Source organism: Streptomyces sp. NPDC051776 (genome assembly GCF_040681345.1).
In the GTDB taxonomy this organism is placed as follows: domain Bacteria; phylum Actinomycetota; class Actinomycetes; order Streptomycetales; family Streptomycetaceae; genus Streptomyces.
In genome coordinates, this window is the sequence record NZ_JBFAYQ010000001.1 from 153913 (window position 1) to 179753 (window position 25841).

At 66.3% G+C, this 25841-nt stretch carries 25 protein-coding genes and 2 pseudogenes; 10 read left to right on the plus strand and 17 right to left on the minus strand.

All coding sequences use genetic code 11. From position 1 onward, the window contains the following. Positions 1-10: 10 nt before the first annotated feature. From AB0M26_RS00680 to AB0M26_RS00695, 4 genes are all read right to left on the minus strand, one after another. Positions 11-694, minus strand: a complete 684-nt coding sequence (locus AB0M26_RS00680; RefSeq protein ID WP_365252249.1) for a DUF2637 domain-containing protein — start codon at positions 692-694, stop codon at positions 11-13. Next, entirely contained in the window at positions 694-879 is a 186-nt protein-coding gene (locus AB0M26_RS00685) for a hypothetical protein (protein WP_365252252.1), read from the minus strand. The genes AB0M26_RS00680 and AB0M26_RS00685 overlap by 1 nt, the downstream gene beginning before the upstream one ends. Positions 880-959: 80 nt before the next feature. Beyond that, complete coding sequence (locus AB0M26_RS00690; RefSeq protein WP_365252255.1) at positions 960-2315, minus strand: FtsK/SpoIIIE domain-containing protein; 1356 nt, start codon at positions 2313-2315, stop codon at positions 960-962. 2 nt (positions 2316-2317) lie between these two features. Continuing rightward, on the minus strand, positions 2318-2668 hold the full coding sequence (locus AB0M26_RS00695) for a hypothetical protein (RefSeq protein WP_365252258.1): 351 nt from the start codon (positions 2666-2668) through the stop codon (positions 2318-2320). Between the two features lie 432 nt (positions 2669-3100). On the opposite strand from AB0M26_RS00695, the gene AB0M26_RS00700 reads away from it, so the two are divergent. Then, positions 3101-4144 (plus strand): XRE family transcriptional regulator, encoded by a 1044-nt coding sequence (locus AB0M26_RS00700; protein WP_365252968.1) that lies wholly within the window; start codon positions 3101-3103, stop codon positions 4142-4144. On the opposite strand, the gene AB0M26_RS00705 is transcribed toward AB0M26_RS00700, so the two are convergent. From AB0M26_RS00705 to AB0M26_RS00725, 5 genes are all read right to left on the minus strand, one after another. Continuing rightward, the gene (locus AB0M26_RS00705; RefSeq protein ID WP_365252261.1) at positions 4128-4709 is read right to left on the minus strand and encodes an NUDIX hydrolase; all 582 of its coding nucleotides are present in this window, start codon (positions 4707-4709) and stop codon (positions 4128-4130) included. The genes AB0M26_RS00700 and AB0M26_RS00705 overlap by 17 nt on opposite strands. Then, positions 4706-4936, minus strand: a complete 231-nt coding sequence (locus AB0M26_RS00710; protein ID WP_365252264.1) for a winged helix-turn-helix domain-containing protein — start codon at positions 4934-4936, stop codon at positions 4706-4708. Before AB0M26_RS00710 ends, AB0M26_RS00705 begins: the two co-directional genes overlap by 4 nt. Positions 4937-5012: 76 nt before the next feature. Then, positions 5013-5807: a nuclease-related domain-containing protein gene (locus AB0M26_RS00715; protein WP_365252267.1), complete on the minus strand. Its 795-nt coding sequence runs from the start codon at positions 5805-5807 to the stop codon at positions 5013-5015. 196 nt (positions 5808-6003) lie between these two features. Further along, the gene (locus AB0M26_RS00720) at positions 6004-7824 is read right to left on the minus strand and encodes an IS481 family transposase (RefSeq protein WP_365252971.1); all 1821 of its coding nucleotides are present in this window, start codon (positions 7822-7824) and stop codon (positions 6004-6006) included. An 848-nt stretch (positions 7825-8672) separates the two neighbouring features. Continuing rightward, entirely contained in the window at positions 8673-10910 is a 2238-nt protein-coding gene (locus AB0M26_RS00725) for a hypothetical protein (RefSeq protein WP_365252270.1), read from the minus strand. 633 nt (positions 10911-11543) lie between these two features. Between AB0M26_RS00725 and AB0M26_RS00730 the strand changes: the two genes are divergently transcribed. Both AB0M26_RS00730 and AB0M26_RS00735 read left to right on the plus strand, forming a co-directional pair. Further along, positions 11544-11849, plus strand: coding sequence for a hypothetical protein (locus AB0M26_RS00730; protein ID WP_365252273.1), 306 nt, complete (start codon positions 11544-11546; stop codon positions 11847-11849). Between the two features lie 826 nt (positions 11850-12675). Continuing rightward, positions 12676-13128 carry a hypothetical protein gene (locus AB0M26_RS00735; protein ID WP_365252276.1) on the plus strand — a complete coding sequence of 151 codons (453 nt, stop codon included), beginning with the start codon at positions 12676-12678 and terminating at the stop codon, positions 13126-13128. Between the two features lie 285 nt (positions 13129-13413). Here the strand turns inward: AB0M26_RS00735 and AB0M26_RS00740 are convergent. Further along, positions 13414-14120: pseudogene (locus AB0M26_RS00740) on the minus strand (tyrosine-type recombinase/integrase); the annotation flags it as partial. A gap of 504 nt (positions 14121-14624) precedes the next feature. On the opposite strand from AB0M26_RS00740, the gene AB0M26_RS00745 reads away from it, so the two are divergent. Next, positions 14625-14852: a tautomerase family protein gene (locus AB0M26_RS00745; RefSeq protein WP_365252279.1), complete on the plus strand. Its 228-nt coding sequence runs from the start codon at positions 14625-14627 to the stop codon at positions 14850-14852. A gap of 182 nt (positions 14853-15034) precedes the next feature. Here AB0M26_RS00745 and AB0M26_RS00750 read toward each other — a convergent pair whose 3' ends face one another. Both AB0M26_RS00750 and AB0M26_RS00755 read right to left on the minus strand, forming a co-directional pair. Next, the gene (locus tag AB0M26_RS00750) at positions 15035-15409 is read right to left on the minus strand and encodes a hypothetical protein (RefSeq protein ID WP_365252282.1); all 375 of its coding nucleotides are present in this window, start codon (positions 15407-15409) and stop codon (positions 15035-15037) included. 618 nt (positions 15410-16027) lie between these two features. Next, entirely contained in the window at positions 16028-16825 is a 798-nt protein-coding gene (locus tag AB0M26_RS00755; protein WP_365252285.1) for a hypothetical protein, read from the minus strand. Positions 16826-17735: 910 nt separating this feature from the next. Between AB0M26_RS00755 and AB0M26_RS00760 the strand changes: the two genes are divergently transcribed. Beyond that, positions 17736-18146 carry a hypothetical protein gene (locus AB0M26_RS00760; protein ID WP_365252288.1) on the plus strand — a complete coding sequence of 137 codons (411 nt, stop codon included), beginning with the start codon at positions 17736-17738 and terminating at the stop codon, positions 18144-18146. 361 nt (positions 18147-18507) lie between these two features. Here AB0M26_RS00760 and AB0M26_RS00765 read toward each other — a convergent pair whose 3' ends face one another. The 4 genes from AB0M26_RS00765 to AB0M26_RS00780 form a co-directional block, all read right to left on the minus strand. Next, positions 18508-18783: a cytochrome C oxidase subunit IV family protein gene (locus AB0M26_RS00765; RefSeq protein WP_365252291.1), complete on the minus strand. Its 276-nt coding sequence runs from the start codon at positions 18781-18783 to the stop codon at positions 18508-18510. Positions 18784-18801: 18 nt separating this feature from the next. Beyond that, complete coding sequence (locus AB0M26_RS00770; protein WP_365252294.1) at positions 18802-19449, minus strand: cytochrome c oxidase subunit 3; 648 nt, start codon at positions 19447-19449, stop codon at positions 18802-18804. Next, on the minus strand, positions 19446-20138 hold the full coding sequence (locus AB0M26_RS00775) for a hypothetical protein (RefSeq protein WP_365252297.1): 693 nt from the start codon (positions 20136-20138) through the stop codon (positions 19446-19448). The genes AB0M26_RS00770 and AB0M26_RS00775 overlap by 4 nt, the downstream gene beginning before the upstream one ends. 745 nt (positions 20139-20883) lie before the next feature. Next, on the minus strand, positions 20884-21348 hold the full coding sequence (locus AB0M26_RS00780; RefSeq protein ID WP_365252300.1) for an SRPBCC family protein: 465 nt from the start codon (positions 21346-21348) through the stop codon (positions 20884-20886). A gap of 260 nt (positions 21349-21608) precedes the next feature. Here AB0M26_RS00780 and AB0M26_RS00785 point away from each other — a divergent pair, with 260 nt between their 5' ends. The 3 genes from AB0M26_RS00785 to AB0M26_RS00795 all read left to right on the plus strand — a co-directional run bounded on the left by AB0M26_RS00785 (position 21609) and on the right by AB0M26_RS00795 (position 23044). Beyond that, entirely contained in the window at positions 21609-22238 is a 630-nt protein-coding gene (locus tag AB0M26_RS00785; protein WP_365252303.1) for a TetR/AcrR family transcriptional regulator, read from the plus strand. Between the two features lie 67 nt (positions 22239-22305). Then, positions 22306-22713: a hypothetical protein gene (locus tag AB0M26_RS00790; RefSeq protein ID WP_365252306.1), complete on the plus strand. Its 408-nt coding sequence runs from the start codon at positions 22306-22308 to the stop codon at positions 22711-22713. 4 nt (positions 22714-22717) lie between these two features. Then, positions 22718-23044, plus strand: a complete 327-nt coding sequence (locus AB0M26_RS00795) for a hypothetical protein (protein ID WP_365252309.1) — start codon at positions 22718-22720, stop codon at positions 23042-23044. Between the two features lie 188 nt (positions 23045-23232). On the opposite strand, the gene AB0M26_RS00800 is transcribed toward AB0M26_RS00795, so the two are convergent. Continuing rightward, the gene (locus AB0M26_RS00800) at positions 23233-23658 is read right to left on the minus strand and encodes an OsmC family peroxiredoxin (protein WP_365252312.1); all 426 of its coding nucleotides are present in this window, start codon (positions 23656-23658) and stop codon (positions 23233-23235) included. A 485-nt stretch (positions 23659-24143) separates the two neighbouring features. Here AB0M26_RS00800 and AB0M26_RS00805 point away from each other — a divergent pair, with 485 nt between their 5' ends. Together AB0M26_RS00805 and AB0M26_RS00810 are read left to right on the plus strand one after the other, a co-directional pair. After that, positions 24144-24671, plus strand: a complete 528-nt coding sequence (locus AB0M26_RS00805) for an SseB family protein (protein ID WP_365252315.1) — start codon at positions 24144-24146, stop codon at positions 24669-24671. A gap of 643 nt (positions 24672-25314) precedes the next feature. Continuing rightward, positions 25315-25767, plus strand: a pseudogene (locus AB0M26_RS00810) (sigma factor); the annotation flags it as partial. Between the last annotated feature and the right edge of the window lie 74 nt (positions 25768-25841).

The window sequence follows — 25841 nt, forward strand, 5'->3', positions numbered from 1 at the left end:
TCCTTTTCTGTCAGGTGAGTTGGGCTGCGACGGCGTCGGCGAGCTGGGGCGGGACACCGAGCCGGGCCCGCAGGGTGTCGATGTCGATCCGGGAGCCGGTGCGGGCCTGGTGGGCGTCGGCGACCTTCCGGGCGTGCTCGACCAGAGCGGCCGGGACCGGCGGAGCCGGATCAGCGGCGGGAAGTTCTGGGACTTCCTCGGCAGCGGGGATCTCGACAGGCTCCGGAAGAGTTGCCGCAGGCTCCGAGACCTCCATTGCCACCGGCTCCACCTCGTCGTGGCGCGGTTCAGCAGCCGCGGGCACCGGTTCCGCCACAGGCTCCTGGCCTGTGTGGTTGGTGTGGGCGAGGAGGGTTCCGCCGAGGAAGGCGAGGGCCGGCCACCCGGCGACGCCGAACCGGAGCCAGGCCGGGGAGTGTTGCAGGTCGAGGAACCCGGCCGTGGCGACGTTGGCGCCGAGCGAGGCCACCAGGGCGATGACGAACCAGCACCAGGCCAGCCGGGAGGGCCCATCGCTGCGGAGGCGCCTCCAGGCAGCGACCAGGAGCAGGTCGACGCTGACCGGGTAGGCCCACGCCTTCCAGCCGTCCTGTCCGGCAGCGGCGGCCAGGTCGTGCAGGTGGGCGAAGGACAGGGCACCGGCGATGACGGCCTGGACCAGGACGGCTTCCAGCCGGATGGCGGGCCGGGCCATCACGCGTCCTCTTCGGGGTCGTTGGCCGGGTCGTAGCCGTGCGGGACGATGCCGCAGGGCAGGGACGCGGCCAGGGCCGGGCCCACCATGGCGACGAAGTCCTGATCGGCGCCGAGCAGGTGCGCGTACAGGGCCAGGGCGCTGAGGAGGCGCACGGTGCGTTCGAAGTCCTCGTGAGCGTCCACGAGTTCACCTCCAGGTTCAGGCATGGGTCGGGTAGGGACCTGGCGCGAAGGCGGTCACGCCGACCGTTGTGCGGGGAAGGTCAGGCCGTAGCGGGAGCGGCCTTGGATAGAGGCACCCGGGCCGAGGGCAGCGGCGCCACGGCGGGGCGGAAGGGCGCCAACTCAGGCAGCTCCGGCGTGATGCCAGCGTGCTTGTTGCAGATGTTCACGGCCTGCCGCATCGAGGTGTGCGGAGCGCGGATGCGGGCCCAACCCCCCGTGGAGTCACCGGCGACAGCGATACCGGGGGTCTCGCTCGGGATCTGGACCGCAGCCAGGACGGCGTCGGGGGCGATGTCGCCGAAGGCCATGTTCGCGCTGGTCTCGTCATTCACGCGGTGGGCGGTGCGGCCGGTGAGCTGGGCGCGGAGCATCGTGATGCCCTTGCCGAGCTCGGAGCCGAAGCGCTGCCCGCAGATCTCCAGATAGATCCCCGCGGCGCGGCCGAGCTGGGCAAGGCGGACGAGCGCGGTGATGATCCGGTCCCGCCGCTTCTCCTCCTCCTTGCTGGCGAACAGGGCGAGTTCAGCGACCTCGTCGACCAGGAGGACGACCGGGACCGGGCGCAGGTCCTCGGGAAGGTCCCAGATGTCGGCGGCGATCTCGGCATCATCCACGCTGGCACTGATGCGCTGCTCGGATCGGATGACCTGGTAGACGCCCTCCATCCGGGACACCAGCGCCTCCAGCAGCTCCAGCGCGGTATCCGGGTTGTCCGCCAGCGCGGAGAACCGGCGGGCGAGCGGGAAGAGTTCCACCCCCTGCTTGCAGTCGATCCCCACCAGGGCGACATCCTGCGGCGCGAGGCCAGCCACCAGGTTCCGCTGGTAGACCGACTTGCCCGACTCCGTGGCGCCGAGGGTGAGCCCGTGGGGGACCGTGCGGTAGTCCCGGTAGTGAACGGAGCCGTCTTCCCGCAGGGCGACGGGCACGCGCATGGGGGCGCGGTCGGTGTTGGTGGGCATCTGGACCCGGGCCAGGACGTCGTAGCCGGTCATCCGCAACTCAACGACACCTGAGCGCAGTTCACGTGAGGTGACGCCGTACATCCCGAAGGAGTGCCGCAGCCGGTCCGTGGCGGCCGAGAAGTCGAACGCGTCCTGCCCGGGCCGGACCTTGAGCCGCAGGGCCAGGCCGGTCCGGGTCGGCCGTAGACGCAGGATGCGCGGGGCACGCCACTCCGGCACAGGGCGACCGGTCAGCCGGGCAAGCGTCAGACGCCAGCGGGAAGGCGGGACGGTGAGCCCGCAGGCGTCCATGACGGAGGTGTAGCGGACCAGGACCCGTAAGGATGCGAGGGTGACGCCGAAGGTCATCCAGTACCAGGCGGGGCGCCGCCACCGCAGGATCACTGCGGCAGCGACGACCACCAGGAGCGCGACCGTGAACTCGGTCATGATCAGGCCGCCTTCGCAGGAGCCTCGGCCAGCGAGGTTACTGCGACCGCGCGGAAGCTGATCCCGTGCCGCTTCTGCCCGTTGAACTCGTTCTCCCACGGACGAGCCACCAGCCCGGTCAGAGCCACTGGCGTGCCCATGGCCAGCTCGTCGGAGACGCCCGAGGCGGGCACCGTCACCGTGATGACCTCAGCGCTGCCGTTCGCGGCGAACATCACGTCCACCGTCTTCAACGTCTCCCCGGTCTCCCGGTCGGCAGCGACCTCACCGGTCTTCTTGTTGATCACCTTGTCCTGCGGCGGCACGGCCACCATCACCATCGCCGACGCCGTGTCAACGGGAATCTGACGCATAATTGAGCTCCCTTGTCTGAGGGGCGGGAGCGGCGACTTGCTTGGCGGTAGGGCGCCGCTCCCTGCGTTGAGGTGTCTGAGCCCTGGCGGTTGAACCGTCGGGGCTTTTGCGTTTCCCAACTGGTGCGCACCAGTACTGTGCAACTGGTGCGCACCAGTGTCAAGTCCTGTCGCATCCTTGGCGCTTCAACTCGCCTGTCTGCGACACTTCTAGAGAACAGCGATTCCCAACTCCCCGGTAGCCAACAGGGGTTAACTCGCTCACTGTTAACCCCGCCTGACCTGGGACGACGGGCATCGTTGATGTGGAGGGCAGGCGACCTACCGGGCGGGGCGGTACAGGTGACCAACGGACTTCGAGAAGCACGAACCCGGCGAGAGTGGTCACAGGAGCGGCTGGTACGCGAGATCGAGCGACATGCCCGACAGCACATGCTCGGCGTTGCATCGACAGCGAGTCTGCGTGTCTACGTCTCTGAGTGGGAGAACGGGCGGCGACCGATCAGCGAGCGATATGCCGTGATCCTCAGGGCCCTTCTCGGCGTCACGGATGATGAGCTGACAGGAGAACCCACGGACCCCGGGCCGCCGGCCTTCGTCGGTGGCTACGACGAGCTGGTGAACCGCATTGATTCAGCCCGCAACGTCAGCCTCACCATGGTGAAGACGTTCATGGATCAAACCGAGCTACTGCGAACCGTCGACCGACAGATGGGCGCCGCGAGCCTCGTGGACCAGATGACCGGGCACCTTGCCACGCTGGAGGACGCACTCACATTTGCGGTGCTCCCGGAGACCCGTCGCCCCGTTGCACTTGCTCTGGCGGGAGCAGCCACTCTCGCGGCTTGGCAGGCCCTTGATGTGGGCGCCGTCGAGCGAGCCTGGAGGCACTACGAACTGGGCAAACGCGCGGCTCAAGAGGCCGAAGAGCCGATGTATCTCGTCCATGCCATGGCAGAACAGGCGTACGTGCTCTGCGACGCCGGGCGCCCGCAGCTCGCAGTGGATCTCGTCCGAGACGCGCAGCGATCTGGAGGCAAGAGGATGTCGCCACGCCTGCGCTCCTGGCTGTACGCGGCCGAGGCCGAGCTATGTGCCAAGGCCGGCCTGCCCGACGACTGCCGTCGAGCCATGGAACAGGCGCAGGCATGCTTGCCGGACGGTGAAGACGCGCGCGACCCCGACATGTTGAGCATCTTCCTGAACAGCGGCCACCTTGCCCGATGGCGCGGAAATGCTCTGGCGTTGATAGGTGACGACGATGCGGTGAACAGCCTCTACCGGGCGATTGATGTGCTCGACCCGACGTTCATCCGCGCCGAGTCGGGTCTCCGCTGCGATCTGGCACAGGCGCATCTGGCCCGCGAAGAGTACGACCAAGCTCAAGAGCACCTGCGACAAGCCCGCCTGCTGGCCAATCGCACTGGCTCGGTTCGGCGCCGACGGCGCATCGAACAGCTCACGCAGATGCTGTAGGCGCAGCGCTCTTCCCTCGGGAGGCGAGCAGATGCAGGAGGGCGACCAACGTGCCCGAGCCCATCAGCTCGCCGCGGGCCATCATCGCTGGAATGTCGGCGAGCGGCACCCATTCAATGCGGCCGGCCTCTTCCAGGTCAGTTGGCTCCCCAACCTGCGTTGCACCACACCCAACGAAGATCTCGTGCGGGGAGTCGACCATCCCAACCATGGGCTGATAGGTGACGACGTGCTTCAGGGAGTCTGGCCTCCAGCCGGTCTCCTCTTCGACCTCCCGCAGCGCGGTCGAGTGAGCGTCCTCGCCCTCATCGACGATGCCGCCTGGGAGCTCCCAGCCCCACGTCTGCGGTACGAATCGATAGCGCCACAGCATCAGCACTCTGTCCTGATCGTCCAGGACAGCGGCTATTGAGACGTGTTGGAGGCGCACGACATGGTGCTCGAAGCGCTTGACTCCTGGTGGCTCGACATCGACGAGGTCCAGCTTCACCCAGCGATTGTCATAGAGCGTCCGCTCGCCGTGAATCTGCCATGGCTCCAGAGCATTCGACACGTCGGCGCTCACCCCCCAGTGGTCTTGGCGGTACTGGCCACGAAGTAGCCCTTGCCATGGTGGGGCATGACAAGCCCCTCGGCGGCAAGTTTTGCCAGGACGATGCGCACGGTCGTACGTCCGACGCCTTGCTCTTCCTCCAAGGTTCGCTCCGACGGCAGCTTGTCCCCCGGCGCCAGTTCGCCAGACGCAATCCACCCGCGGATCGTGTCCTCAAGCTGCGCCTTCTTCGTGACCATCCCCTCAGCACTCTCCCGACTCATCGACTGGTTCGCACCAGCTTAGCCGCCTCAATTGAGCTCCTACAGGGGTCGATCACGCACTGAGCCAGGTGCGCCGGCTGCGTGCCATGGCGTAGATCGCATCCAAAGTGGACGGGTGCAGGACGCCAGTCATCGGCCCCAGTGCCGCAAACTCACGATCCCGGAGAACCCGCACGTCGTCTAACGACGGGACCACAGTCACCTTGGCGGTGCCGACGAAGGCCAATACCGGATGTACGACGACCTCAAACCCGCAGGCCCGTGTGAGCGCCTTTGCGGCCCGTCGAGCCTCATGACGGCTCTTCCGCACGTACGGATACGGCTTGTTGCCGATTTTCACTGATTCGTCCCCCACCCAAACCTGCGCCCCGGGGTGCCGTTTGGTGTTGATGGAGAAGACGCCTCCGGGCCCGAGGAGCAAGTGATCGATGTCCACCTCGCCCGGGAGGGGTATTGAGTGCAGCACTCGCCAACCTCTTCGGGTCAGGCGCTCCAGTTCGCCGCCAATCGTCTTCTCACCCTTGAGCCCCTTCATCCAGCTATCAGCTTCGGACTGCCGCCCTACAAGCTTCCCCAAGGCGTAGCGAACGCGGCTCGGGGCGAGTTCGTTGGCCCTGGCGCGCACAGCATCACCAGGGCGGTTCAGCGCCAGATCATCCTCCGGCGGCGGTGGGGGAGACCCCGGTTGGGCTCCCGGTGGCGCATCGGCCTTCGTCGGAGCTGACGTACCAGTGAGGTAGGGAGCAAGCACATCGAGCACTGCGTCCCTGTGGTCTTCCATGAAGACGTGGATCTCGCCGGTCTTCCGGTCGTACCACGCGGCGTTGCCACCATCGGGGAGGCTCACGTAGAGCCGATCATGCCCGAACCGCTTCCACGGCGTGACCCGTAACCCACTCAAGCTGCACCCCCACGTGACCTCACATCCATGGAGACATGCCATCAGCCTGCACTCCTGGCCGACAAGGGCGCACGGTACGCGAGCATGTCGGATCCCAGCTGATGCCTGACGTTGTGGTCCCAGGTGATGCTTGACGGTGGGCCTAGACAACATAGGGAGCCCCGTGGGGCTTGTTGGCTTTCACGTTACGGACCGGGACGTCGGTCGTGCGCCGGATCATCCGGACCTGGTCGTCCAGCTCAACGCTGATCGTCGTGTCGGACACGTGGACGGTCACGGTCTGGCCTGCGTAGGGGCGGCCGAGGGAGACGACCTGGCGGCAGACCATGACGGTGCCGACCGCGCTGACCCGCCGCTGCACCCGCACGGGCTCGATACCCGGACGCGGCGGCGGTCCGGCCGGACGCAGGCCCCGCAGCCTGCGGACCTCCTCACTGGTCAGCGAGTTGGGCCGCACCCGCAGCAGTTCCCGCGAGGACGGGTCGAAGAACGACAATGTCTCGTCGTGGATCCGGATGCTCACCTGGCGGCCTGCGAGAATTTCCGCTGCCAGCACCTGGTGCCCGCCCAGGCTCACCAGGCCGCTGTTGTTCACGACCCGGTCCACCTCGAATGCCGCCCCATCAGCGCCCGGAAGCGGCGCCGGTCCGGCCGCACGTCCACCCCGGGCCGCCAGCCGTCCCAGATCCGCCACCGACAGATGCGACCGCACGGTCTTGATCCGTGCCCCCGCGATCAGCAGATGGATCACCGAGGTGTCGGCCCAGAAGGTCACCATCAGACCTGAGCGGGCCGGTCCGAGCCAGAACTGCTTGCCCGCGACCTGCAGATTCCCACTCGCCGGCACCACCCGCTCGAACTCCACCGGCCCACCGGGCTCCACCGGCACCACTGCCGGCACCAGCTCAGGCAGGCCGTCCGGCACGGACGCCACTATGGCCGGATCCGGTTCCGCAGGAGGTGTCCGCTGCTGCGGCACCAGCGCGAGCACTCCAGGCACCCTCAGGCCCAGTACGTCCCGCTCCTGCTCGGGCACCGGGGTGAACCGGTCGGCTGGAGACTGCATGTCCAGCGCCTGATGGGGCCGCACGGAGTTGTACTCCTGTACCCACGCATCCAGCGCCGCCTGAGCAGCCCCGATACTCTCGAACGCCCCGCAGTCATCGAGGAGTTCACGCCGCAGCGTCTGATGGAACCGCTCGACCTTGCCCGTCGTGGTCGGCGACGCCGGCTGAGTGAGACGGTGCGCGATCCCGTTCTCCCGGCAGACCCGGTCGAACAACACCTCCCCGCCCTGCCCGAACCGGTCGGTGAACTGCTTGCCGTTATCCGTCAGCACCTCCTCCGGCACCCCGAACCTCTGCAAGGCCCGGGCGAACGCCGCGCAGACCGCCCGCCCGGTCGCCCGCTCCACCACCGACGCGATCACGCAGTACCGCGAATGGTCATCCACGCCGGTCACGACCTTGGCCTCGGACAGCTCCCCGGTGATCGGGTCGACCAGCATCACGCCGCCGACGATGTCCATCTGCCACAACTGCATCGGCCGATCCCGCTGCCAGCGCTTGTAATCCGACCGCTTCCGGCGCCGGATTCCCGGTTCCACCAGCCCATGGCGGACCAGGATCCGATACACCGTCATCCGCGACGGCACCGGCGCCACCGCCCCGGACCGCTCCAGAACATGAGCGATCCGCCGCGGACCCCACCGAGGATGGCTGCGCCGCAACTCGCACACCGCCGTTTCCACCTCGGCAGCCACCTGATGTGGACATGAGACCGGCCTGCGTGAACGGTCCGCCAGACCCGCCAAACCGGAGGCGGCATACCGCGACTTCCAACCGCTGACCGTCTGCCGGGACACCCCTAGCTGGGCGGCGACCTCCGTCACGCTCGCACCCGCCAGCACCGCCAGGACAGCCCGGTATCTCTGCTCGACAACCGACAACTCCACCAGCGCCAATCCCGGCCTCCCCACACACGCCGCAACGACGCGCACAGAAAAGCCGATCACGGCCACTGTCAACCATCAGCTGGGACCGAACTGTCAAGCATCACCCGGGATCGGACACACGGTACGCGAGCAAGCGCGGTCAAACTTTCCCTACTTCATCAAGGGCTCGCTTCGCTCGCTGCCTGCCCTGGGCACCCCACCACAGACCAGCCCACATTAGGTCAGCGCCCGTCCCATGCCGCCATGCACCGAGTGGCTCCAGAAGGCTTCAAGGACACCGGTAGCACCAGGCCGTGGAGGAAGAGGCGGGAGCTAGGGAGAGCACCACAGTTGACGCTCGGGCGTCTGCTTTCCCGGCCTCCTGAACTGCGGTAGCAGTCTGATGCTGAGATCAGAGGTGCCGCGCACAGCGCGGCGGCGCCGGCCGGACGCCGCCGCGCTTGCCCCTCAATGTCTACGCCAACGGGGCCGCGCGTCGTCGCCCGCCCGCGCCCACAAAGGGGGGCGAAATACCAGGCCGGGGGTGGGGACGGTCGGCTCCACGGCTTTACCCACCTCCCCGGTCCGGGTCCCGCGTCGAGCAAGACCAGGGGGCCACTCGTTCACATTCCGGGCAGGGGACAAGCCTGCCCGAGTTGCCGGTCAGCGTACGGCCCCCTGATCATGCTCGACCCCAAACCAGGCAGGCCACCGGCCAAAGCCGCTCCGCCGACCTCGGGCTGAGCCAACGGCCAGCGACACTGATCAGAGGCCAGCGCAGACACGCGAGGCATCACGGCTGACCGGCCAAAAGGACCTCAGCGACGGGCTCACCGGCGTTCGCATGGGTTGCGGCTTCGGGTACGGGCTGGTCCGACTCACCGGTTGACCGTGCCGATGTTGGTGGAACGGTCGACAGCGACGCAGTGGGCCTGTGTGCGGCTGTCGGTGGCGGTGAAGGTGAGGTTGTTGGTGTTACCGCAGTTGTTGTTCTGCCTGCCCTCCTGCGCGATGTTCTGCTGGAACAGGTCGGCCGTAGCTGAACCGCCCTCGGCCTTGGCTCCTCCACCGATATCCGCAGTGTGGACGTTGGCGGAGCCGTCCACCGTCTTACAGCCCACCTCGTACCGGGTTCCGGTCAGACCGAAGTCCCCGCTGTTGTGGTTGTTGCAGCTAGTGTTCTGCCGGCCCTCCTGGGCAACGTTCTGCTGGAAGACGCTGCCGCCGGTGCTGGATCCACTTTCGGCACGAGCCCCGCCACCCTTGGCCAGGGCGTGCTTGTTGAACGAGATGTCTTGGTTCCCGCACCGGCCGACCGTACGCCCCCCGGTCACGATGAATTCCGTGTCGTTGAGGTTGTTGCAGTTGTTGTTCTGCCGTCCCTCTTGCGCGATGTTCTGCTGCTCCACCTCGCCACCTGTGCTGGAGCCGCCTTCGGCGCGGGCTCCGCCGCCCTTGATCAGGGTGTGCTTGCTGAAGGAGTGGTCCCGGTTGAGGCACTGGACCTGCGTCCGCCCGCCCCCGGTCACCTCGATGTCGCCCGAGGAGTTGGGGTCGGCGCAGTTGTTGTTCTGCCGCCCCTCTTGCGCAAGGTTCTGCTGTTGCACTGTGTCGACTGTGCTGGAGCCGCCTTCGGCACGAGCCCCGCCGCCCTTGACCAGGGTGTGCTTGCTGAACGAGAGGTCCCGGTTGAGGCACCGATCCTCCGTCCGCCCACCGGTCACATTGATGCTGCCCGAGGCGTTGGGGTTGGCGCAGTTGTTGTTCTGCCGTCCTTCTTGCGCGACGTTCTGCTGGCTCACGGTGTCGGCTGTGCTGGAGCCGCCTTCGGCACGAGCCCCGCCGCCCTTGACCAGGGTGTGCTTGCTGAACGAGAGGTCCCGGTTGAGGCACCGATCCTCCGTCCGCCCACCGGTCACCTCGATGTTGCCTGAGTTGCCGAGGTTGGCGCAGCTGTTGTTCTGCCGCCCCTCCTGCGCGATGTTCTGCTGTCGCACGTTGCCGCCGGTGCTGGAGCCGCCTTCGGCACGAGCCCCGCCGCCCTTGATCAAGGTGTGCTTGCTGAGCGAGTGGTCCCGGTTGTGACACCGGTCCTGCGTCCGCGACTCGGAGAGCTCGAATAGGCCCGAGCGGTTGGGGTTGGCGCAGACGTTGTTTTGGCGCCCCTCCTGCGCGATGTCCATATGGCTCACGCCGGCCACTGTGCTGGAGCCACCTTCAGTACGAGCCCCGCCGCCCTTGATCAAGGTGTGCTTGCTGAACGAGCCGTCCTTGTTCCCGCAACCCACCCGGCTCCCCGCCACCGGGATTCCGGAGTTGTCGTTTGGATTGTTGCAGGCGTTGTTCTGCCGCCCCTCCTGCGCGATGCTCTGCTGGCTCACGGACGCCTCTGTGCCGGAGCCGCCTTCCGCTCGGGCGCCGCCGCCCTTGATCAAGGTGTGCTTGCTGAAGGAGTGATCCCGGTTGTGGCACCGGTTCTCCGTCCGCCCCCCGGTCACCTCGATGTTATCCGTGAAGTTGGGGTTGTTGCAGTTGTTGTTCTGCCGCCCCTCCTGGGCGATGTTCTGCTGGCTCACGGTTTCGACTGTGCCGGAGCCGCCTTCAGCTCGGGCCCCGCCGCTCCTGATCAGAGTGTGTCTACTGAAGGAGAAGTCCTGGTCTGTGCAGCGGTCCTCCGCCCGGCCGCCCTCCAGGGAGATTTCCGTCTCGTTGGGGTTGTTGCAGTTGTTGTTCTGCCCGCCGCGCTGCGCGGTGTTCTGCTGAACCAAACTTGCGGTCGATGAGCCGCCTTCGGCCTCCGCGCGACCGGCCTGGATGCGAGAGAAGGCGGTGAAAGAGCCGTCGCTGGTCACACACCGGCCTGTGGCCCGGCTATCGGTGAGCGAGATCTCCTCGTCCTGCATGTTGGGGTTGTTGCAGTTGTTGTTCTGCCGAGCGGACTGCGCAACGTTCTGCTGGAAGACAGCCCCGCCCGTGGAAGACCCACCAGTCGCCCGCGCTTTCACCCTCGCCCCGTCGGGACCGACTTCGGCGAATGCCGTCCCGGAGCCCAGTGCTGCCCATCCGCCCACCGCCAGAACCACCATGGTGGCCGTTGCGATCCTCTGCCCTCGCATCGGAGCCTCCTCGCGTCGCGTGAACCCAGCCAAGCCCTTTCCCTTCCTCAACGCCGGCTGGTCCCTGCCCGTCATGGCCCCGCTTCATCTCCCACTCCAACAGCGCAACCACCCCCGGGTTACCCAATGACCGCCAGGATGCCGGCGCCCGGCCCTGACAGCCTGGGCGACTCGGGCGCCTCAACCCGAGGAAACAAGGACTTCCCAGGGGAGGGAGGGGTGTCGGACAGCCCGACTTCATCAATTGACATCAACGGTGCCGACGACGATGGACGCGTCGAGCCCGGTCGGACTCCGGCCCCACAGGGCCCGAACGCAAGCCATTCGTATGGGCCGGTGTGCGAACTCCTAATGTTGGTCATGACAGCCGTGCCAGATCCATGCCAGAACGACCGAGGCATATCAGTCACCAACGGTTAGTCGCATCACCACGCGTTGCAGCAACACGACACTTTTCGCAAGTCAGGGGGCAACCAGCCGATTCACGCCGGTGATTCCCAAGCTCAGAGCACAGGCGTTAAGACAGCTTCCACATCGCTTCATGATGTCGCCAAAATCCGTCACATGAGCGGCGGGTGAGCGCCATGATGAGTCGTGATGAGTCGTCGGCCGTCGTCTGAACCTAGCCTGCTCGTGGCCATCTGGTGGCTGTTCCTCGCTGCTGTCGCCATCGTCATGTTCCTGGGTGGAATCAACTTCCTGTTCGATCTGGATGACGAGGCGAGCCCCTCACCGACCGTGACTGTGACCGAGACGCACACCCTGGAACCGGACCTCTCGGACAGCATCCCCGACAGCGCGACAGACGACGACCTGTCAGATCTCCCCACACCGAGCGTCTGCGTCGATGCTGAGGCTCGCGGCGTGATCCCGCGAGACCGTTGGACTCCTTGCGGTCAGCTGCTCGGGTACTTTGACGATGAGACGCCATCACCGTAGGGCGGTGTACTGCAGTGGTGAACGCTCTCTCACACTTGTGCCTTGACGCGGCGCAGGCCCAGGTAGTCTTCGATGCCTTCTGTGCCTGGTAGCCCGCGACGCGCATTACTGATGAACGTCCCAGAACGGACTTGATCGGCGCAGCGTTGCACACTCTGAGCTGTGACACCGCTGCAACGGTACCGCCCTGCACGGATGTCCCGGGCCATGTCGAGGAGGTGAGCACGGAGTCGGTTAGCTACCTCGAACGTCGTTTCCGGAAAGAGCGCTGCTTGACCGCCTGCTCCGTGCTGGCGACGGGGTGCGTCGTGAAGCCTGATCCTCGTTGGGTCGGCATCGGAGAGACGGGCGCGAGGCCGTTGGCGACGAGGTCCGAGATCTGGAAGCGGACGAGCTGTTCACTGGACACGGCCACATCCTCACGCCCGCCGGCCTCCTGCGTCAGGTACTCGGACGCTTTCGCTTATCCGAACGCACCTTCGCTATCCACCGTGCCGACTTGGAGGCCTTGAGTGCTCTCCACAGCCGTTGTGGCGCAGGCCCAGCCGTCTCAGTTTCCGTCTCATTCAGGCAGGTTCACGTCAGTTCAGAGGGGACCAGGAGGCCGATGCATCCCAGTCGCCAGCCGCCCATGAACCCAGGTGAACACCCCTGCACACACCCCACCCCACCAACACAGTTGGAAAGCGTGTTGGGGCATTGGTCCGCGAGCCCATGGGACTCCTCAAGAACAACGCGCACGTTGGCGTCCAGTTGTCGGAACTGGCCCCCCATTGAGCACCTCCCCAGATAGCGTGACGGCCGTCACACCTGAAGGGGGAGCCGCATGGCATTCATGTCGAAGAAGAGCCCAGAGCAACAGGCCCAGGCAACCGCGGAGAAGGAGCGCAAGCGGCAGGAGGCGGAAGAGAAGCAGCAGGCCGAGCGACTTGAACGTGAGAGACAGGCGTTCCTGGCCACACCAGTGGGTCAAGCGCGCCAGTGCTTTGAGCGGGGGGACCTCGTGTATCAGTGCTCAATCGACATTATGAGCCAGCAAGCGATCATCGTTGCGATGGTTGGTAGCACGACCACGCAGCGAACGGCGGATGCCGTAGTCGTCCTCAACGCCGTGTGTCGAGAGGGGTGGGAGCTGGTGAACGGCTCATTCGTGTTCGTAGAGCAGGGCCAGCAGAGCCGCGACAAGTTCATGTCATCTGGTCAGAACGTCGCGATCAAGGGAGAAACCGTGGGCTACTACCTCTTCAAGCGCTGCGAGGCGAACAGGCGCGAGTCCTGAGCGGCAGCCGACGGTTGCCCGTTCCGCGCTCGGAGAGCTACGAATCAGAAGTTCTCTGACATCCAAGGCTGACATCAACGACGCCGGACGGAGGCGTACACCAGCGTCTATGTCCGGCCGTCGCACCAGTCGACGACAGCCAGCGCAGCGAGCTCGGATCGAACTCCTAAAGCGGGTGTCGCAGGTTCGAATCCTGCCGGGGGCACCAGCGGAAACGGCCCGGACCGATCATGGTCCGGGCCGTTTGACGGCACCTTTGACGGCACCTTTGACGGCAGTCGCCTCTCAGGCGGCCGACGGGCGGCGTTTGAGCAGCCGGTCCATGTGGCTGATCGCCTCCCGCTGGGTGTCCTGCACGACGTGCGTGTACACGTCCATGGTGATGCTGATCTGGTTGTGCCCGAGGATCTCCATCACCACGCGCGGAGCCACCCCGGCCAAGGTGAGGAGTGTCGCGCAGCCGTGCCGGGCGTCGTGCAGCCGGATCACGCGAATTCCGGCGGTCTCGGCGACGCGGGTGAAGGACCGGTAGACGTTCCGCGGCTCGACGGGGCGGCCGGTGCGAGTGGCGAAGACGTACCCCTCGTCCAGCGAGGAGGCCCAGCGCCTCTTCCACCGTCCAGGGGCTCAGCTCCCGTGATTGGCCCGAGGCGGCTCGACGAGGCTCGCCACGTTCCGGGTCACCAGCTCCTCGCGGCAAGCAGCGGTGAGAGCTGTCCGCAGGACGCGATGCGGTTTCTTGTCGGTGGCCGGGGTCGACTTGGTATCCAGCTGGACGAGGAAGCGGCGCACCGCGGCAGCGCCCAGCGCCTCAAGCCGTTTCGAGCCGATCATGGGAACCAGGTACAGCCGGACGTGAGCCTCGTACTTGTCGTACGCGCTCCGCCTTCGGCTCCCGACCCCGCCGCGGTGAGCTTGCGCCGAGGCATGATCACATTGTCCAGCCAGTGGGGCAGCCACTCCGAGAGCCTGGCGGAACGGGTGGGCACGGGGCCGTACGACCCCAACCACCGCTGGAATCACCGGAGATGGCGGTGGCGGGTCGGTCCTCGGGGATCTGCACCGTGGCCGGCACGGCGTAGGGGGAAGATGCCGCCGAACGCCATCTTGGCGGAGGCTTCGTGGTTGAGGCGGTGGGCAATGCCTCCGGGGGGTCGGCCGGCACCGGGATGGAGGGGCGTCCCGACGACCGCGGGCCCGTCGTGGTGTCTGCGGGGAGCTCCCATGCCCATGGCGTCCAGGCCGTTCGTACAGTGGCGCGCCCCACCTGGACGCCATGGACCGCGCCCGCTCCACGGTGTGTGGGTCGACGGCGGACGGGATGGGAGTTGGGGAGGGTTGTATGGGCCGATTGACCCTAGGTCACCGCCCGTTACAGGAATCGGCGGACCAATCAAGGGCCACCGGACTTTATCTACACCTTCTTGTGCGAATGGGGCTAATGTGGGAACCGGTAGGACCCGGTACCCCAATGCCACAGGGGAGAGGAGCGAGTCATGCCGTTCATCGACATCCAGGTGATCGCCGGAGCATTCACACCCGAAGAGAAGCGACGGATGGTCGAGAACGTCTCGGAGGCAATCATCGCCATTGAAGGCGAAGGACTGCGGCCTTCCACGCACGTCGTGATTACCGAGACACCCAGTGGCGAGTGGGCCATCGGCGGCCATGCACTGACAGCCGAAGATGTCCGCGCCAAGCGTGCGAGCGCCACGGCGGCCTGATCTGCCGACCTGCTTTGCACAGCGGTGTCAGCGGAATGGAATTGCCCCCTGACCAGATGTGCTGGTCAGGGGCATGTTCCCGAAAGGGTGGCGGGTGCAAGGTTCGAACTTGCGCTGGCGTAAGCCCACAGATTCACAGACTCTGACCACCATTGCGACGGTCTACTGCACATATATGGCACTTAGCGCTCGCGGAAGCCACCAAGGAAGCGGCGGAAGACGCCGCCCTCCGGCGTCAGCGGTGCGGACGGTGGTGGAGCGGTGGGCCTCTCGCGGGCGATCGGCTGGTCGTAGTCGACCCGGGCGATCGCGTCGACGGTCTGGTTGAGGTCGAAGCTCTCGGAGCCCTCGATGGACGGCACGAAGCCGACCAGGATCCCGTCCCGCATGACCTGCGCTTCGAGGCCAGCGGTGTCATCGGTGTCCCAGACGGCCTCGCGGCCGTCGCCCAGGACCACGCGCACGCCGATCTGGTAGACATCCTCGCGCGCCAGGTGAGCGCTTATGCCGCGCTGCCGCAACGCGTCGACGACTCGAAGCGCTCGGTTTTCATCCACGTGGCCACGATAGCGCCCGCGATCGTTCCAGCTCGTCGATGCATGCGATAGGCGTGCGCTGTGCACCGGAGGTCGTGATCGTTGAGGTCAGGCAGCAGTCCGGTTGACATCCACGTCTGACACCTACGAGGTCGTACAGGGCCGGGCTCAGGCGTCCTTCTGCGGAGTCGGCAACGCTAGGCAGTCCGCCGGGCGGGGGCCGGGCCGCACGCCGGATCGAACTCCTTTGGAGCGGGTTTGGCAGGTTTGAATCCTGCCGGGGGCACAGACAGAAGGGTCGGCTCAGGCGGGTCTTCCTCCCAGGCTGGCCCTTCACCGTTTCCGGCTCCGTGCCACATGCGTGCCACTACGAGCGCGTGGGGTCCTCCTCCCGAGGGGTCCCCGGGTCCCGGCTCGGACATGGACCAGTTATGGACAGCCACTTCCTCGGCAGGGCGCAGCAAGCGCATGACCTGCGAGGACCCGAGACAGAACAAAGGCCTCCGGAGCCGTGTGCGCAGGTTCGAATACTGCCGGGCCGGGCCAGGCCCCGACCGATCATGGTCCGGGGGCCCGAGTCGGGTTCGGTCGCGGGCGGCGTCATCGTCCCCGACGTCGCCACGGTGGGCCTGCTCGCCGCTACGGCCTGCCCTCGAAGAAGCCGGACTTCAGATCCCCGATGACGGCGTTGAGTGGATGCCCACTGACGATGAACGGTCCACTCCATGGCGCGCTGAGTGCGAAGAGCAACGCCAGGCTCAGGCCGACCACACTCGCAATACCTACGATGAGCAGTGACGTTCGCAGGCTGCTGCGGAAGACCAGCGCGCCGGAGTTCACGATCAAGGCCAGTCCGCTGACCACAAGCGTGACGACGTAGAGCGACGGAACGTCGCGCGAGGCGGCCGCGACGCGTGCGCGACGACTATTGGTGACACCGTCCAGGGCGACCAGCAACTCCGAGCCTGCCGGGGTTCCCACCTCGGGCCTGGCCGCCTCGGCGCGGACGCTCCGCTCCAGCTGAGCGATCGCGTGACTGGTGGCCGGGTCGTCACCGGTCGCCGCGGCTGCGCCCTCCCATTCCTTGGTAAGCGTGGTCTGCAGGTAGTCCAGCAGTGCCGCGTGAATCGGCTCCGACTGGACTCGCGGACTTGTCGCCGCCCACGCCAGGCGGGAGGCCGCGGCAGCCTCCTCGCTCACCAACTCCTCTGCTGTGCGCAGGTAGCCGGCCTCGCTGGCCAGTGAGAGTGCCGCAAAGATCGCGAAGGCAGCACCGAGTGTCGGCATCAGAGGCGTGGCGATATGCGGCACCCGGTCCCGTTCCTCGACCGGTACGAGCGCCCGGACGCCGATGCGCGCTCCGGCCGCGACCAGCAATGCAAGCAAAAGACCGCTCACAACCAGCACCACCGCCGGCAGCGATGTCAACCAGTCCACCACATCACCTGCTTCCCTTTCCACGAGCGCCCCACGATGGCGAATCATCGGCCCTCGCGACTTGGAGCCCTTCGTCGATCACTTTCAAAGAACGCTCCATGATCACAGGCCGAAGACCTTTGACGCTCGTCGACGCCCGGCACGGCATCTCGCTTCGTTGGCCAAACAGCCGAATGCGGCCCGTGGAAGGCTTCAGTGACAACGACAAGCGCGTCCGTCTGACTTTCCGTCTCCTTCAGCTTGGTTCATCGCCGTTCAGCCGAGACCGGAAGCCGATCCCCATCCGCCGAGCTTCAGCAGGCGTGGGGGCCTGGCGATGTCAGCTTGCGGTTGCCGAACACCGAGGCATGCCACCAGGGTGCTGCCGGCTTGCTTCGGACATCCACTGGTGACATCGACGACGCCGGGGATGTACACCAGCGTCTCTGTCCGGCCCTCGCAGCAGTGGACGACAGCAGCCGGATCAGGCTCGGATCGAACTCCCGGCAGCCTGATCGAACCAATCAAAATGAGATGACTTCTCAGGAAGCCACTTCGACGCGAGCCTCGAAGATCATGGCCCCAATGTCGTGCCATAGCGGGCAGATCCACAGACTGCCCGATGCGCCGGAAGCTTACGGAGCCGTGATCACTCGCGCCAAAGCAGCTCCGGCCAAAGCCGTTCCGCCGCCCGCTGAGTCACACCCTCCCCGCTCACGGTCAGCGCCTGGCTCTGCCTATCCGACGTTTTCGCCCTGCGCCCTCCCAATGCCGGGAGTAAGCTGGAGTCAAGATCAAAATGGCGCTATTCCCGGGCTCACACCGCTGTGCGTCCACCTTTCCGAATGCATCGACCTCAGAACTGTTGACGCAACCCATCGGCCCCGGAGCGAGGGCTCGACACGGATGCAAGGAATGCAGGAGGGAATCGATGACTACTCATAAGTCGACCCCGGACGGCGGCCCGAAGGCGACCCGGACGGCCTCTTCGTACGGTACGGGGGTGGACGAGCCGGCGGTCGAGCTCGTCCACCCAGTGGAGCCCGACTCCGCCGACACACCGCTGGAAGTACCGATGTTCGTCGAGCACTTCAATGTCGAGCTGGGCCCCGGCAACTTCAAGAGGCGCCTCAATTGGGGTCCGAGCGTCATCAGCTCCGCGACATCAGTATGGGTGTCGGTTTGCGAACTGAACCCGGTCACCGGTAAGCCAAGGTCTGCGGCTGCCAGAATTGAGATACATGACATCTGCCCAGAGGACGGAGGAACTGTGGCGGTGGCGGGGAGAATATTCGGGTTCGAGAACCCAATTCTCGTGCAGTTCCGCGCTCTCGCAATATAGCCAACTGATGCCTCGGGAAATCTCCGTCGGACTATGGACGCCGCCGGCTCGCAGGTCATAGCTTGGCCCGTCACTTCGTGTGTCCCGTCGGGAACATGCCGGCGGGGACTCCGCCCGAGTGGTGCTGGAGCGCACTGCCGACTACAGCAGCGACGGTGCTGGTCACCAGAACGACGGCAATGACGGCAGCGGCACTCGGCGACTCGGCACGGCGGCGGCACGGACGGTCCGACCGGCTCACCGGAGGGTGCCCACATCACCACGCGCGGAGCCACTCCGGCCGTGGTGAGGAATGTCGCGCAGCCGTGCGGATGTGCAGCCGGATCACGCGAAAACCCCCAAAGACTGCCTGAGTTGCCAACTAATTTACGTTCAGCAAGAAGATGACGCTGAAGACCACAGCGGTCCACACGCCGCACAGAGCCTTGAGCCACAACGGAGAACGGTGCACTTCCATGAAGACGGAAATCACCAGCACCACCTTCAGCGCGGCAAGACACACGATGCCCGTGGTGAGCGCAACCGACATGGATGGGGTGGTCTCCAGCCCGGAGATCAGAGCTGATCCAACGAGCAATATCCACACCACGGCGGCGGCGAGGACGTTGGTGCGCAGGCTTGCTGAACTTTGAGTCATGTTCGCACCTAAGAGGGGTCAGATCAGGTAGATGAGAAGGAAGAGGACGATCCACAGCAGGTCGACCATGTGCCAGTACACCGCGACCCCTTCGAGGAACGGAATCTCGGAACGCCCGCGCTGGGGACGCCGACACCGGCGGAAAGCCCATGTCAATCCGATGATCCCGACGAGGACATGGATCAGATGGATCCCGGTGAAGACGAAGTAATACATGAAGAAGTCGTTGCCCAGGCTGTGGGGCGGCCCCGCGATGTGCTTGGTGTACTCGACGGATTTCACTGCCACGAAGAAACCGCCGAGGACAGCGGCGACTTTGAGGTACTGCGACGCCTCCCGGGGCCCTCTGGCCCGTGCCAAGATCAGTCCCACCGCTACAGCGGCGGAACTGGTCAGCAGCACGACGGTGTTGATCAGCCCGAGGGTCAAACTTACTTTCCCGCGGCCCCAGGTGAAGAGTTCAGGCTGGTGCGCGTGGTTCCAACTCCAGAGAGTGAAGAACACACCGAAGATGGCCAAGTCGCCAAGGATGAAGATCCACAACTCCGGCTCGCCAGGTACGTGGGGCGTGCGCGGTTTCCTGTCAAGGATTTCCCGTTTTCTGCCTGAGGAGGCGGGATTCTGGGCGGGCTCGGTACCGGGTGAGGTCGGGGCCGCGCCACTCATGAGAAATGCTTCTTCGCGAAGGGGACCAGAATGAAGGGGGTAATAAAGAAGTAGGCGATGAATAGGATGGCCGGGATCCAGAAACCAACCACGCCGTCCCAGGCGAAAGGACCGGACTTGAAGAAGAAAACGAGCAGTTCGGGAAGGTAGAGGATTCCGATCCACAGGTTCACGTAGCCGAACCAGCGTGGAACCATCGGGTTTTCACGCGGGTTCATGACCAAGAAGGCGTACGCGCTGAGGAGCCACACCATCAAGAACATCGGAATTCCTCCCAGAAATTGGAGGAATCCGTAGTCGCTGGCGTACTGGATCAGCCCAGGGTCGCGGTCCGAACGGAAAGACGCCATTGCGAAAGAGAGCCCGGTGTAGAAATTGAGCACCTGGTAGGTGGTCAGGGTGAAACCCATCATGAGGGTCACGATCCCAACCGATCCTTCAATCTTGCGCACGATCATCAGCAGCAGCGCCGAGGCCGGGAACAACGTGAACGTTGAGACCATCATGAAGACGCTTGCCAGCATCAGCGGAGCTCTGCGCTCTTGGAACGCTCGTGCTACCTCGGCAGCGGTAGCAGTCGGAGCGATCGGTGGAAAGAACTGTGCGAATGTTAGCCAGCCGAACCCGAAGAGCACGACGTACACCAGGCCGCACCAAGCGGCTCCGCGTATCAAGGGTCGAGTGCCCATGGTGAATCGCCTCCTATTGTTCGTCATCCTGTTTTGTGGAACCTGGCACATCTCTGCTTGTCGGGTCTGCCATGGATCTCTCCTCTGAACAGATGGTTGATCTCGGGGAGTTGGCGAGTTCGCGTACGTTCTGGCTGACGTTGCCTTCGCGCCCGAATCTTTTGTGGTCCGGTGAAGGACGCCAGCGAAAGGACGTCGCCGGGGTGGCGCCCGGTGACGGTGAACCGTTGCAAGGCCCGCTGTGTCGAGCGACGGGACAGCCTCCCCAACCAGGTTGTCGCCCCAGGACACATTCGCGAATCCGGCCTGAACCACCGGTCCTTCAACCGTCCATGACCCAGTACTGAGCGGGTATGCCACCCCGGCACGGTGGCTGCGTTCCTCAACTGGTCACGCCTTCCGCCACGCTGACGTCGGCCTTAGGTCACCCGCGGGACCGGCTCCCGCACTACCGCGTTGGCGGTGGTATTCAAACTGGTCACATCCGCCAAGGCCCGCTGGCGGGTCGCGAACGCGCCGCATCCGGTTGCCGTGTCCGGGCCGGAGCCGGCGTCGAGAAGGGGCGCATCGTCGAATCAACCAAATAGACGGCGGCACGACCATCCACATCGACGGCTCGCGCCGCCAGAGAATCCCCGCCCTACCCGGCCACCAGGGGGCTCGGGACAATCCAATGCGAGTCGCCCACTCCAGTACGCACCTTTCTCCGGCCGGTTCCGGGAGATGACGGACGGGGCCGCGATGCTTACGACTCCAGAATCTTCTTCATACGGCGAACCGCGCGCTCGGACTGTCGGGCGTTGTGGCGCCTGAAGTAGAGCGCGTCAAGGACGCGGAGGGCCCTGCCGGGGACGTTGTAAGTCATCGTGCGGTCGAGCCTGGTTCCGTCGGCCTGGGCAGACAGGACGTACTCGACCGATGTCGTGGTCCCCTCGGAGAGGGGTACGCCGTGCACGACGCCGTCGATTGTCCAGCTGAGGGCCGGAGTTGCGTGCCGGACGCGCCAGTGAATGCTGCCCTTGAGCATCGCGAAGCGGTCCTGCTCAATGACCTCGTCCCCGGCTTCGACCGGTCGGTCCACCTCGCCACTCACCGAGGTCGCGGTGGGATGCCACTCCGGCCAGCTCCGGGCAGCCGCTGCGTAGGCGAAAACCTCGGCCGGAGTGCGCCGGATCTGAACCGTATTGACGATTCGGATCTCATGCGGCATCGGCGTTCTCCCTCATACAGGGAAGAAGGGGGCGGGCCGGCTTCGGGGAAGCCGTCCGGGTCTTCGGTGGCCGGCCGTGCCCGGTGTCGAGCTCGGTCCGGTCGGCGTTCGGCAGTGCAGTGCCGGCTTCAACGCCGGCGAGGTCCACGGGATCGGGTGGGGTCGTGGCGTCTCCACAAGGCATCGCGCGGAACAGGGACGACATGAGACCTCCTACTAGAACCGTATTCTAGTCACCACCGTAGAATATAGTTCTAGCCATGGCAAGCGGTAATTCACCTGACGCGGGACGCCGCGGTGAGGTCCTCGCGGCGGCACTGCAGTGCTTCGTAGAGAGGGGCGTCGAGGCGGCAACCATCCAGGACATCTGCTCGCGTTCCGGTGCCAGCGTGGGCAGCATCTACCACCATTTCGGCAGCAAGCAGGGCGTCGTCGCCGCGCTCGTGGCGGCCGGCATGCGGGACAACCTCGCCGCGTTGAAGACGGCTCTGGAGTCTGCACCCAACGCCAAGGCGGCCGTCGACGGGATCGTTGCCTCCCTCTTCGACTGGGTCGAGAGCAATCCGGAATGGGCACGCTTCATCTATCTGCGGACCGCCGTACCGGATGCCGACGTCACACCGGTCATGGCCGAGGTTGCCCAAGAGTGGACGAGTGTTGTGCAGAACATGTGGCACACGTGGGTCGATGCGGGCGAACTCCAGCCCGTCAAGCCGGAGTACTTCCCGTCGCTGCTCCTTGGGCCGCTGCACGACTTCGCGCGGCGATGGCTCACCGGTCAAGTAGCAGGGAAGCTCTCGGACCACGTCGAGGCATTCCAGGCAGCTGCCTGGAGTGTGGTCGGCAAGAGGACGCGACCAGGTCCTGTCAAACATCCCGATAGCCGGTGAATCCCATGCTGACAGCACGAGTTCGATCCTCGCTGCCCGGGCTTGGGGACACGCTAGCCTCGAACGTGTGCATGTCGCCTCTCGCATCTATCGGCGGTTCTGCCTTCTCCCCGCCTTCCTCCAGGGGCTCACGTGGCTTGTCGTCTCCCTGGCCGTCCTGAGTTCGGGTTGGGCTCTGTGGAGCGGGGCCACGAACGGTCAGTCGGGAGCGTCCGGCGGGAAGGGGTCACCCAGCGTCCACGACCGCGGTTACTCGATCACCAAGACCGTCCTGGCCCATAACCGGATCACACTGAAGGTTCCGGGCTTCGGACCAGGGACAGTGCAGGACACACTGCTCGAGAACTGCCATGTGATCGTGCAGCGGATCATGGCTGGAGGGAAAGCGCCCACGGGCTTCTACTCAGCACCTGAGGAGTGGTATCACGGCTGCACTGACGCGCTGGCCGATTGGTTCGCCGCGCGGGACCAGTAGCCGTGTGCGGTACGGCATCGAAGTACGGCAACCTGCGTTGAGTCGCCCCACGCCGATCGCGAGGAGCGATGTGGTGTCGGCTTTCCGCTCGACTGGCGTGATTGCCGCCAGATACGAACTGTTTCTGGTGGCACCGGCCGGCCTTTATGAGGCCGGCCGTGAGGCCTACGACCTCCTGCGAGCCCTGCGAGTCGCGATCGCATCAACCAGCGTCGTCGTAGGTGACGAGTCCGTCGAGTGGCAGGCGCTCCACACCCCGTACGACATCTCCTTGCGTAATCTTCGTGCCGCCATGCGGGGGCTCACTGGGCCTGCCTTCGACCAGGACTGACGGAGAGTCGCGTCGGAGCGCCTGAGGAGACAAGAGCAACCAGGTCAAGGTTCCGGCAATGTCGCGGCGTTGCGCAAATGAAGCGCGCTTCGGTCCGTACGGGTTCCATGTGTCCCGCGCCGTGGCCGCCGGGCATGCAGAGACCCCCGACCATGATCGGCCAGGGGTCTTCCGCTGAGGCCCTCGCGTCAGGCCAGCGCTGCGGTGAGACTGATCGTCGTGCCCGTAAGTGCTTGGCTCACCGGGCAGTTGGTCTTCGCGTCCTCGGCTGCCGCCCGGAAGGCGGATTCGTCGGCGCCCGGTACCCGGCCCTCCACGGTGAGGTGGATACCGGTGATGCCGGTGCCCGGCTGGAAGGTGACCGCGGCGTTCGTCGTGATCGTGGTCGGCGGGGTCCCGGCCTGGGTGAGCGTGTTCGCCAGGGCCATCGAGAAACAGCTCGAGTGGGCGGCGGCGATCAGTTCCTCCGGGCTGGTCCTGCCCTGGGGTTCCTCGGCGCGAGAAGCCCAGGTCACGGGGAAGCGGCCGGCTCCCGAGGAGTCGAGCGTGGCCTCCCCGATGCCCTTCAGCAGATCGCCTTCCCACTCGGTGTGCGCGTTGCGCGTGGTGGCCACGATCGATCCTTCCTGTGTTGGGACGACATCTCCCTGATCGTCTGCTCGCGACGGGCGGCCGGTCCTCCGACGCGCCGTACCGCGCGCCGCGCCCGTCCGTCTGGCCGCGAGATGCCCGGTCCCGGCCGGGGGAGGTCCGGTCCGGTCCTGGCCGGGGGAGGTCTGGTCCGGTCCTGGCCGGGGGAGGTCTGGTCCGGTCCTGGCCGGGGGAGGTCCGGTCCGGTCCTGGCCGGGGGAGGCCGGTCCGGTCCTGTTCCGCGAGATGCACTGTCCGCCCTTCGCTGCGGGTCGATTCCGTGATCCACCGGCCGATTCCCTGCTGCACAGGTGGCCGTGCAGGGGGGAGGGCGCCTTAGCCTTGGTGGTATTGCCGTGTTTGCACCGGTTCGGTGTCTCCGGGCAACAGCCGGCGGCTACGGCGGCAAGCCCGGCCGTCCGTATCGGCGGGTGGCCGGAAACGACGCCCGGCGAGAGGAGCCAGCACCGTGAGCACCTCGACTCCCGATGATCACCCGCCCACCGCCGACCAGGCGCCTTCCACCGAGGAAACCCGGTCCGCGGAGGAAGCGGAGGTCCAGGCCGCGAAGGAGGCCGCGGAGACGCGGGCCGCCCTGGTCGATCTCGCGAACAGCACGGCGCTTCTGCCGCAGGCACCGTCTCCCGAGGGCGAGGCCGTCCCCGAGGGGGCCATCGCCCTGCCGGTGATCGAGCAGGACGGCACGCGCTACATCCCCGCCTTCACCACCGAGGAGGCACTCGTGGCGGCCGGGGGAGACCCCGCTGCTGTCGTCCGTCTGCCGATTGCCGACCTGGCTGCGAACTGGCCGGCGGACGACCTGTGGCTGACGGTCGACCCGTCCAGCGAGCAGGGCCTGGCCCTCCCGGCCGAGGTGGTGCGGGCGCTGCCGGTCTTCAGCGGCCGACAGGGCCAGGAGGGCCGGGAGAGTCAGGCGGAAACAGGCGGCGGTGAGGGAGGCAGCCCCGGAGCACCGGAACGGCCGCCGGCCGCGTGACCCGGTCCGGGCCGGCGGCCGAGTGACCGCTCCGGGCGAGCGGTCGCGTGATCCGGACCGGCGGAGGGTGGCGTTACCGGTTCGGGCCTGCGGCCGCGCGATTCCGGTCCGGGGCGGAGGGCGGCGTGCCTGTCCGTACCGCGGTCCTCGCGGTCCGACCACGGCGGGTCGGCGTCCGAGCGCCCGGCGTCTTCGCATCACCCTCGCCGGTACGGGGGTGGGCTGCGCTGGTCCGCGCACATGGCCGTCCTTGATCCGCGCAGACGGCCGTCCTGGGTCCGGGCACGGCTGTCCCGTGTCCGTGCACACGGGCGTCCGGGGCTCGCGCACACGGGCCGTCCGCGGCCCCGCTCATGCGCTGAGACCGCGCTCTCGCGCGCGGCCGGGCGCCCCTCCGGCCACGGGCCGAGACCGCGCTCTCGCGCGCGGCCGGGCGCCCCTCCGGCCACGGGTTGGTCCGGCGGAGTATTCCGCCGGACCGGCCCTTTTTCGCTGCTCAGGTCCGTAGCGCAGACTGCCTCCACGTTCCTCCGGAAGGCCCCCTGCCTAGCGGTCCCGACGCCGGATGGAACCCGGTTCCACCGAAGGGCGAAGAACAGGCGAAAGCCCAAGTCTTCGAGACATTCGGACGAAAGGAGCCCCGATGACCGTCGAACCAGGCGTCAGGGTGGGGCAGCAGCACAGTGACGCCTCGGTGATCGAGCGGTCCTGGGATGAGCCCGAGGCATTCGCCGTTCTCTTCGACCGCCACGCCGCGTCGGTGCACTGCTACACGGCACGCCGGCTCGGCACGGACGTCGCCGACGACCTGATGGCCGAAACCTTCGCCATCGCGTTCCAGCGGCGGCACCAGTACAACTCCGAGCGGGCCGACGCCCGCCCCTGGCTGTTCGGCATCGCGACCAACCTCGTCGGCCGCCATCGCCGGGCGGAGGCGAGGCGCTTCAAGGCTCTCGCCAAGCTCCCGGTCGATGACGTGCCGCAGCACGACGGTATCGCCGACCGGGTGGCCGCTCGGGTCAGTGCTCACGGGGTGCGCCGGGAGCTCGCCGGTGCGCTGTCCAGGCTCTCCGTCCGCAACCGCGATGTGTTGTTGCGGAGGCGGCCGGGGGTCCCGCGGCTGCCGACGTACGGTGACGACCCGGGCCGTACAGTGAACCCCCGTGCGGA

Bases quoted from the DNA above. Each gene is read 5' to 3' on its own strand.
- AB0M26_RS00680 (WP_365252249.1), bottom strand. From the start codon at position 694: ATGGCCCGGCCCGCCATCCGGCTGGAAGCCGTCCTGGTCCAGGCCGTC.
- AB0M26_RS00690 (WP_365252255.1), bottom strand. From the start codon at position 2,315: ATGACCGAGTTCACGGTCGCGCTCCTGGTGGTCGTCGCTGCCGCAGTG.
- AB0M26_RS00695 (WP_365252258.1), bottom strand. From the start codon at position 2,668: ATGCGTCAGATTCCCGTTGACACGGCGTCGGCGATGGTGATGGTGGCC.
- AB0M26_RS00700 (WP_365252968.1), top strand. From the start codon at position 3,101: ATGCTCGGCGTTGCATCGACAGCGAGTCTGCGTGTCTACGTCTCTGAG.
- AB0M26_RS00710 (WP_365252264.1), bottom strand. From the start codon at position 4,936: ATGGTCACGAAGAAGGCGCAGCTTGAGGACACGATCCGCGGGTGGATT.
- AB0M26_RS00725 (WP_365252270.1), bottom strand. From the start codon at position 10,910: ATGCGAGGGCAGAGGATCGCAACGGCCACCATGGTGGTTCTGGCGGTG.
- AB0M26_RS00735 (WP_365252276.1), top strand. From the start codon at position 12,676: ATGGCATTCATGTCGAAGAAGAGCCCAGAGCAACAGGCCCAGGCAACC.
- AB0M26_RS00745 (WP_365252279.1), top strand. From the start codon at position 14,625: ATGCCGTTCATCGACATCCAGGTGATCGCCGGAGCATTCACACCCGAA.
- AB0M26_RS00760 (WP_365252288.1), top strand. From the start codon at position 17,736: ATGACTACTCATAAGTCGACCCCGGACGGCGGCCCGAAGGCGACCCGG.
- AB0M26_RS00765 (WP_365252291.1), bottom strand. From the start codon at position 18,783: ATGACTCAAAGTTCAGCAAGCCTGCGCACCAACGTCCTCGCCGCCGCC.
- AB0M26_RS00770 (WP_365252294.1), bottom strand. From the start codon at position 19,449: ATGAGTGGCGCGGCCCCGACCTCACCCGGTACCGAGCCCGCCCAGAAT.
- AB0M26_RS00775 (WP_365252297.1), bottom strand. From the start codon at position 20,138: ATGGGCACTCGACCCTTGATACGCGGAGCCGCTTGGTGCGGCCTGGTG.
- AB0M26_RS00780 (WP_365252300.1), bottom strand. From the start codon at position 21,348: ATGCCGCATGAGATCCGAATCGTCAATACGGTTCAGATCCGGCGCACT.
- AB0M26_RS00785 (WP_365252303.1), top strand. From the start codon at position 21,609: ATGGCAAGCGGTAATTCACCTGACGCGGGACGCCGCGGTGAGGTCCTC.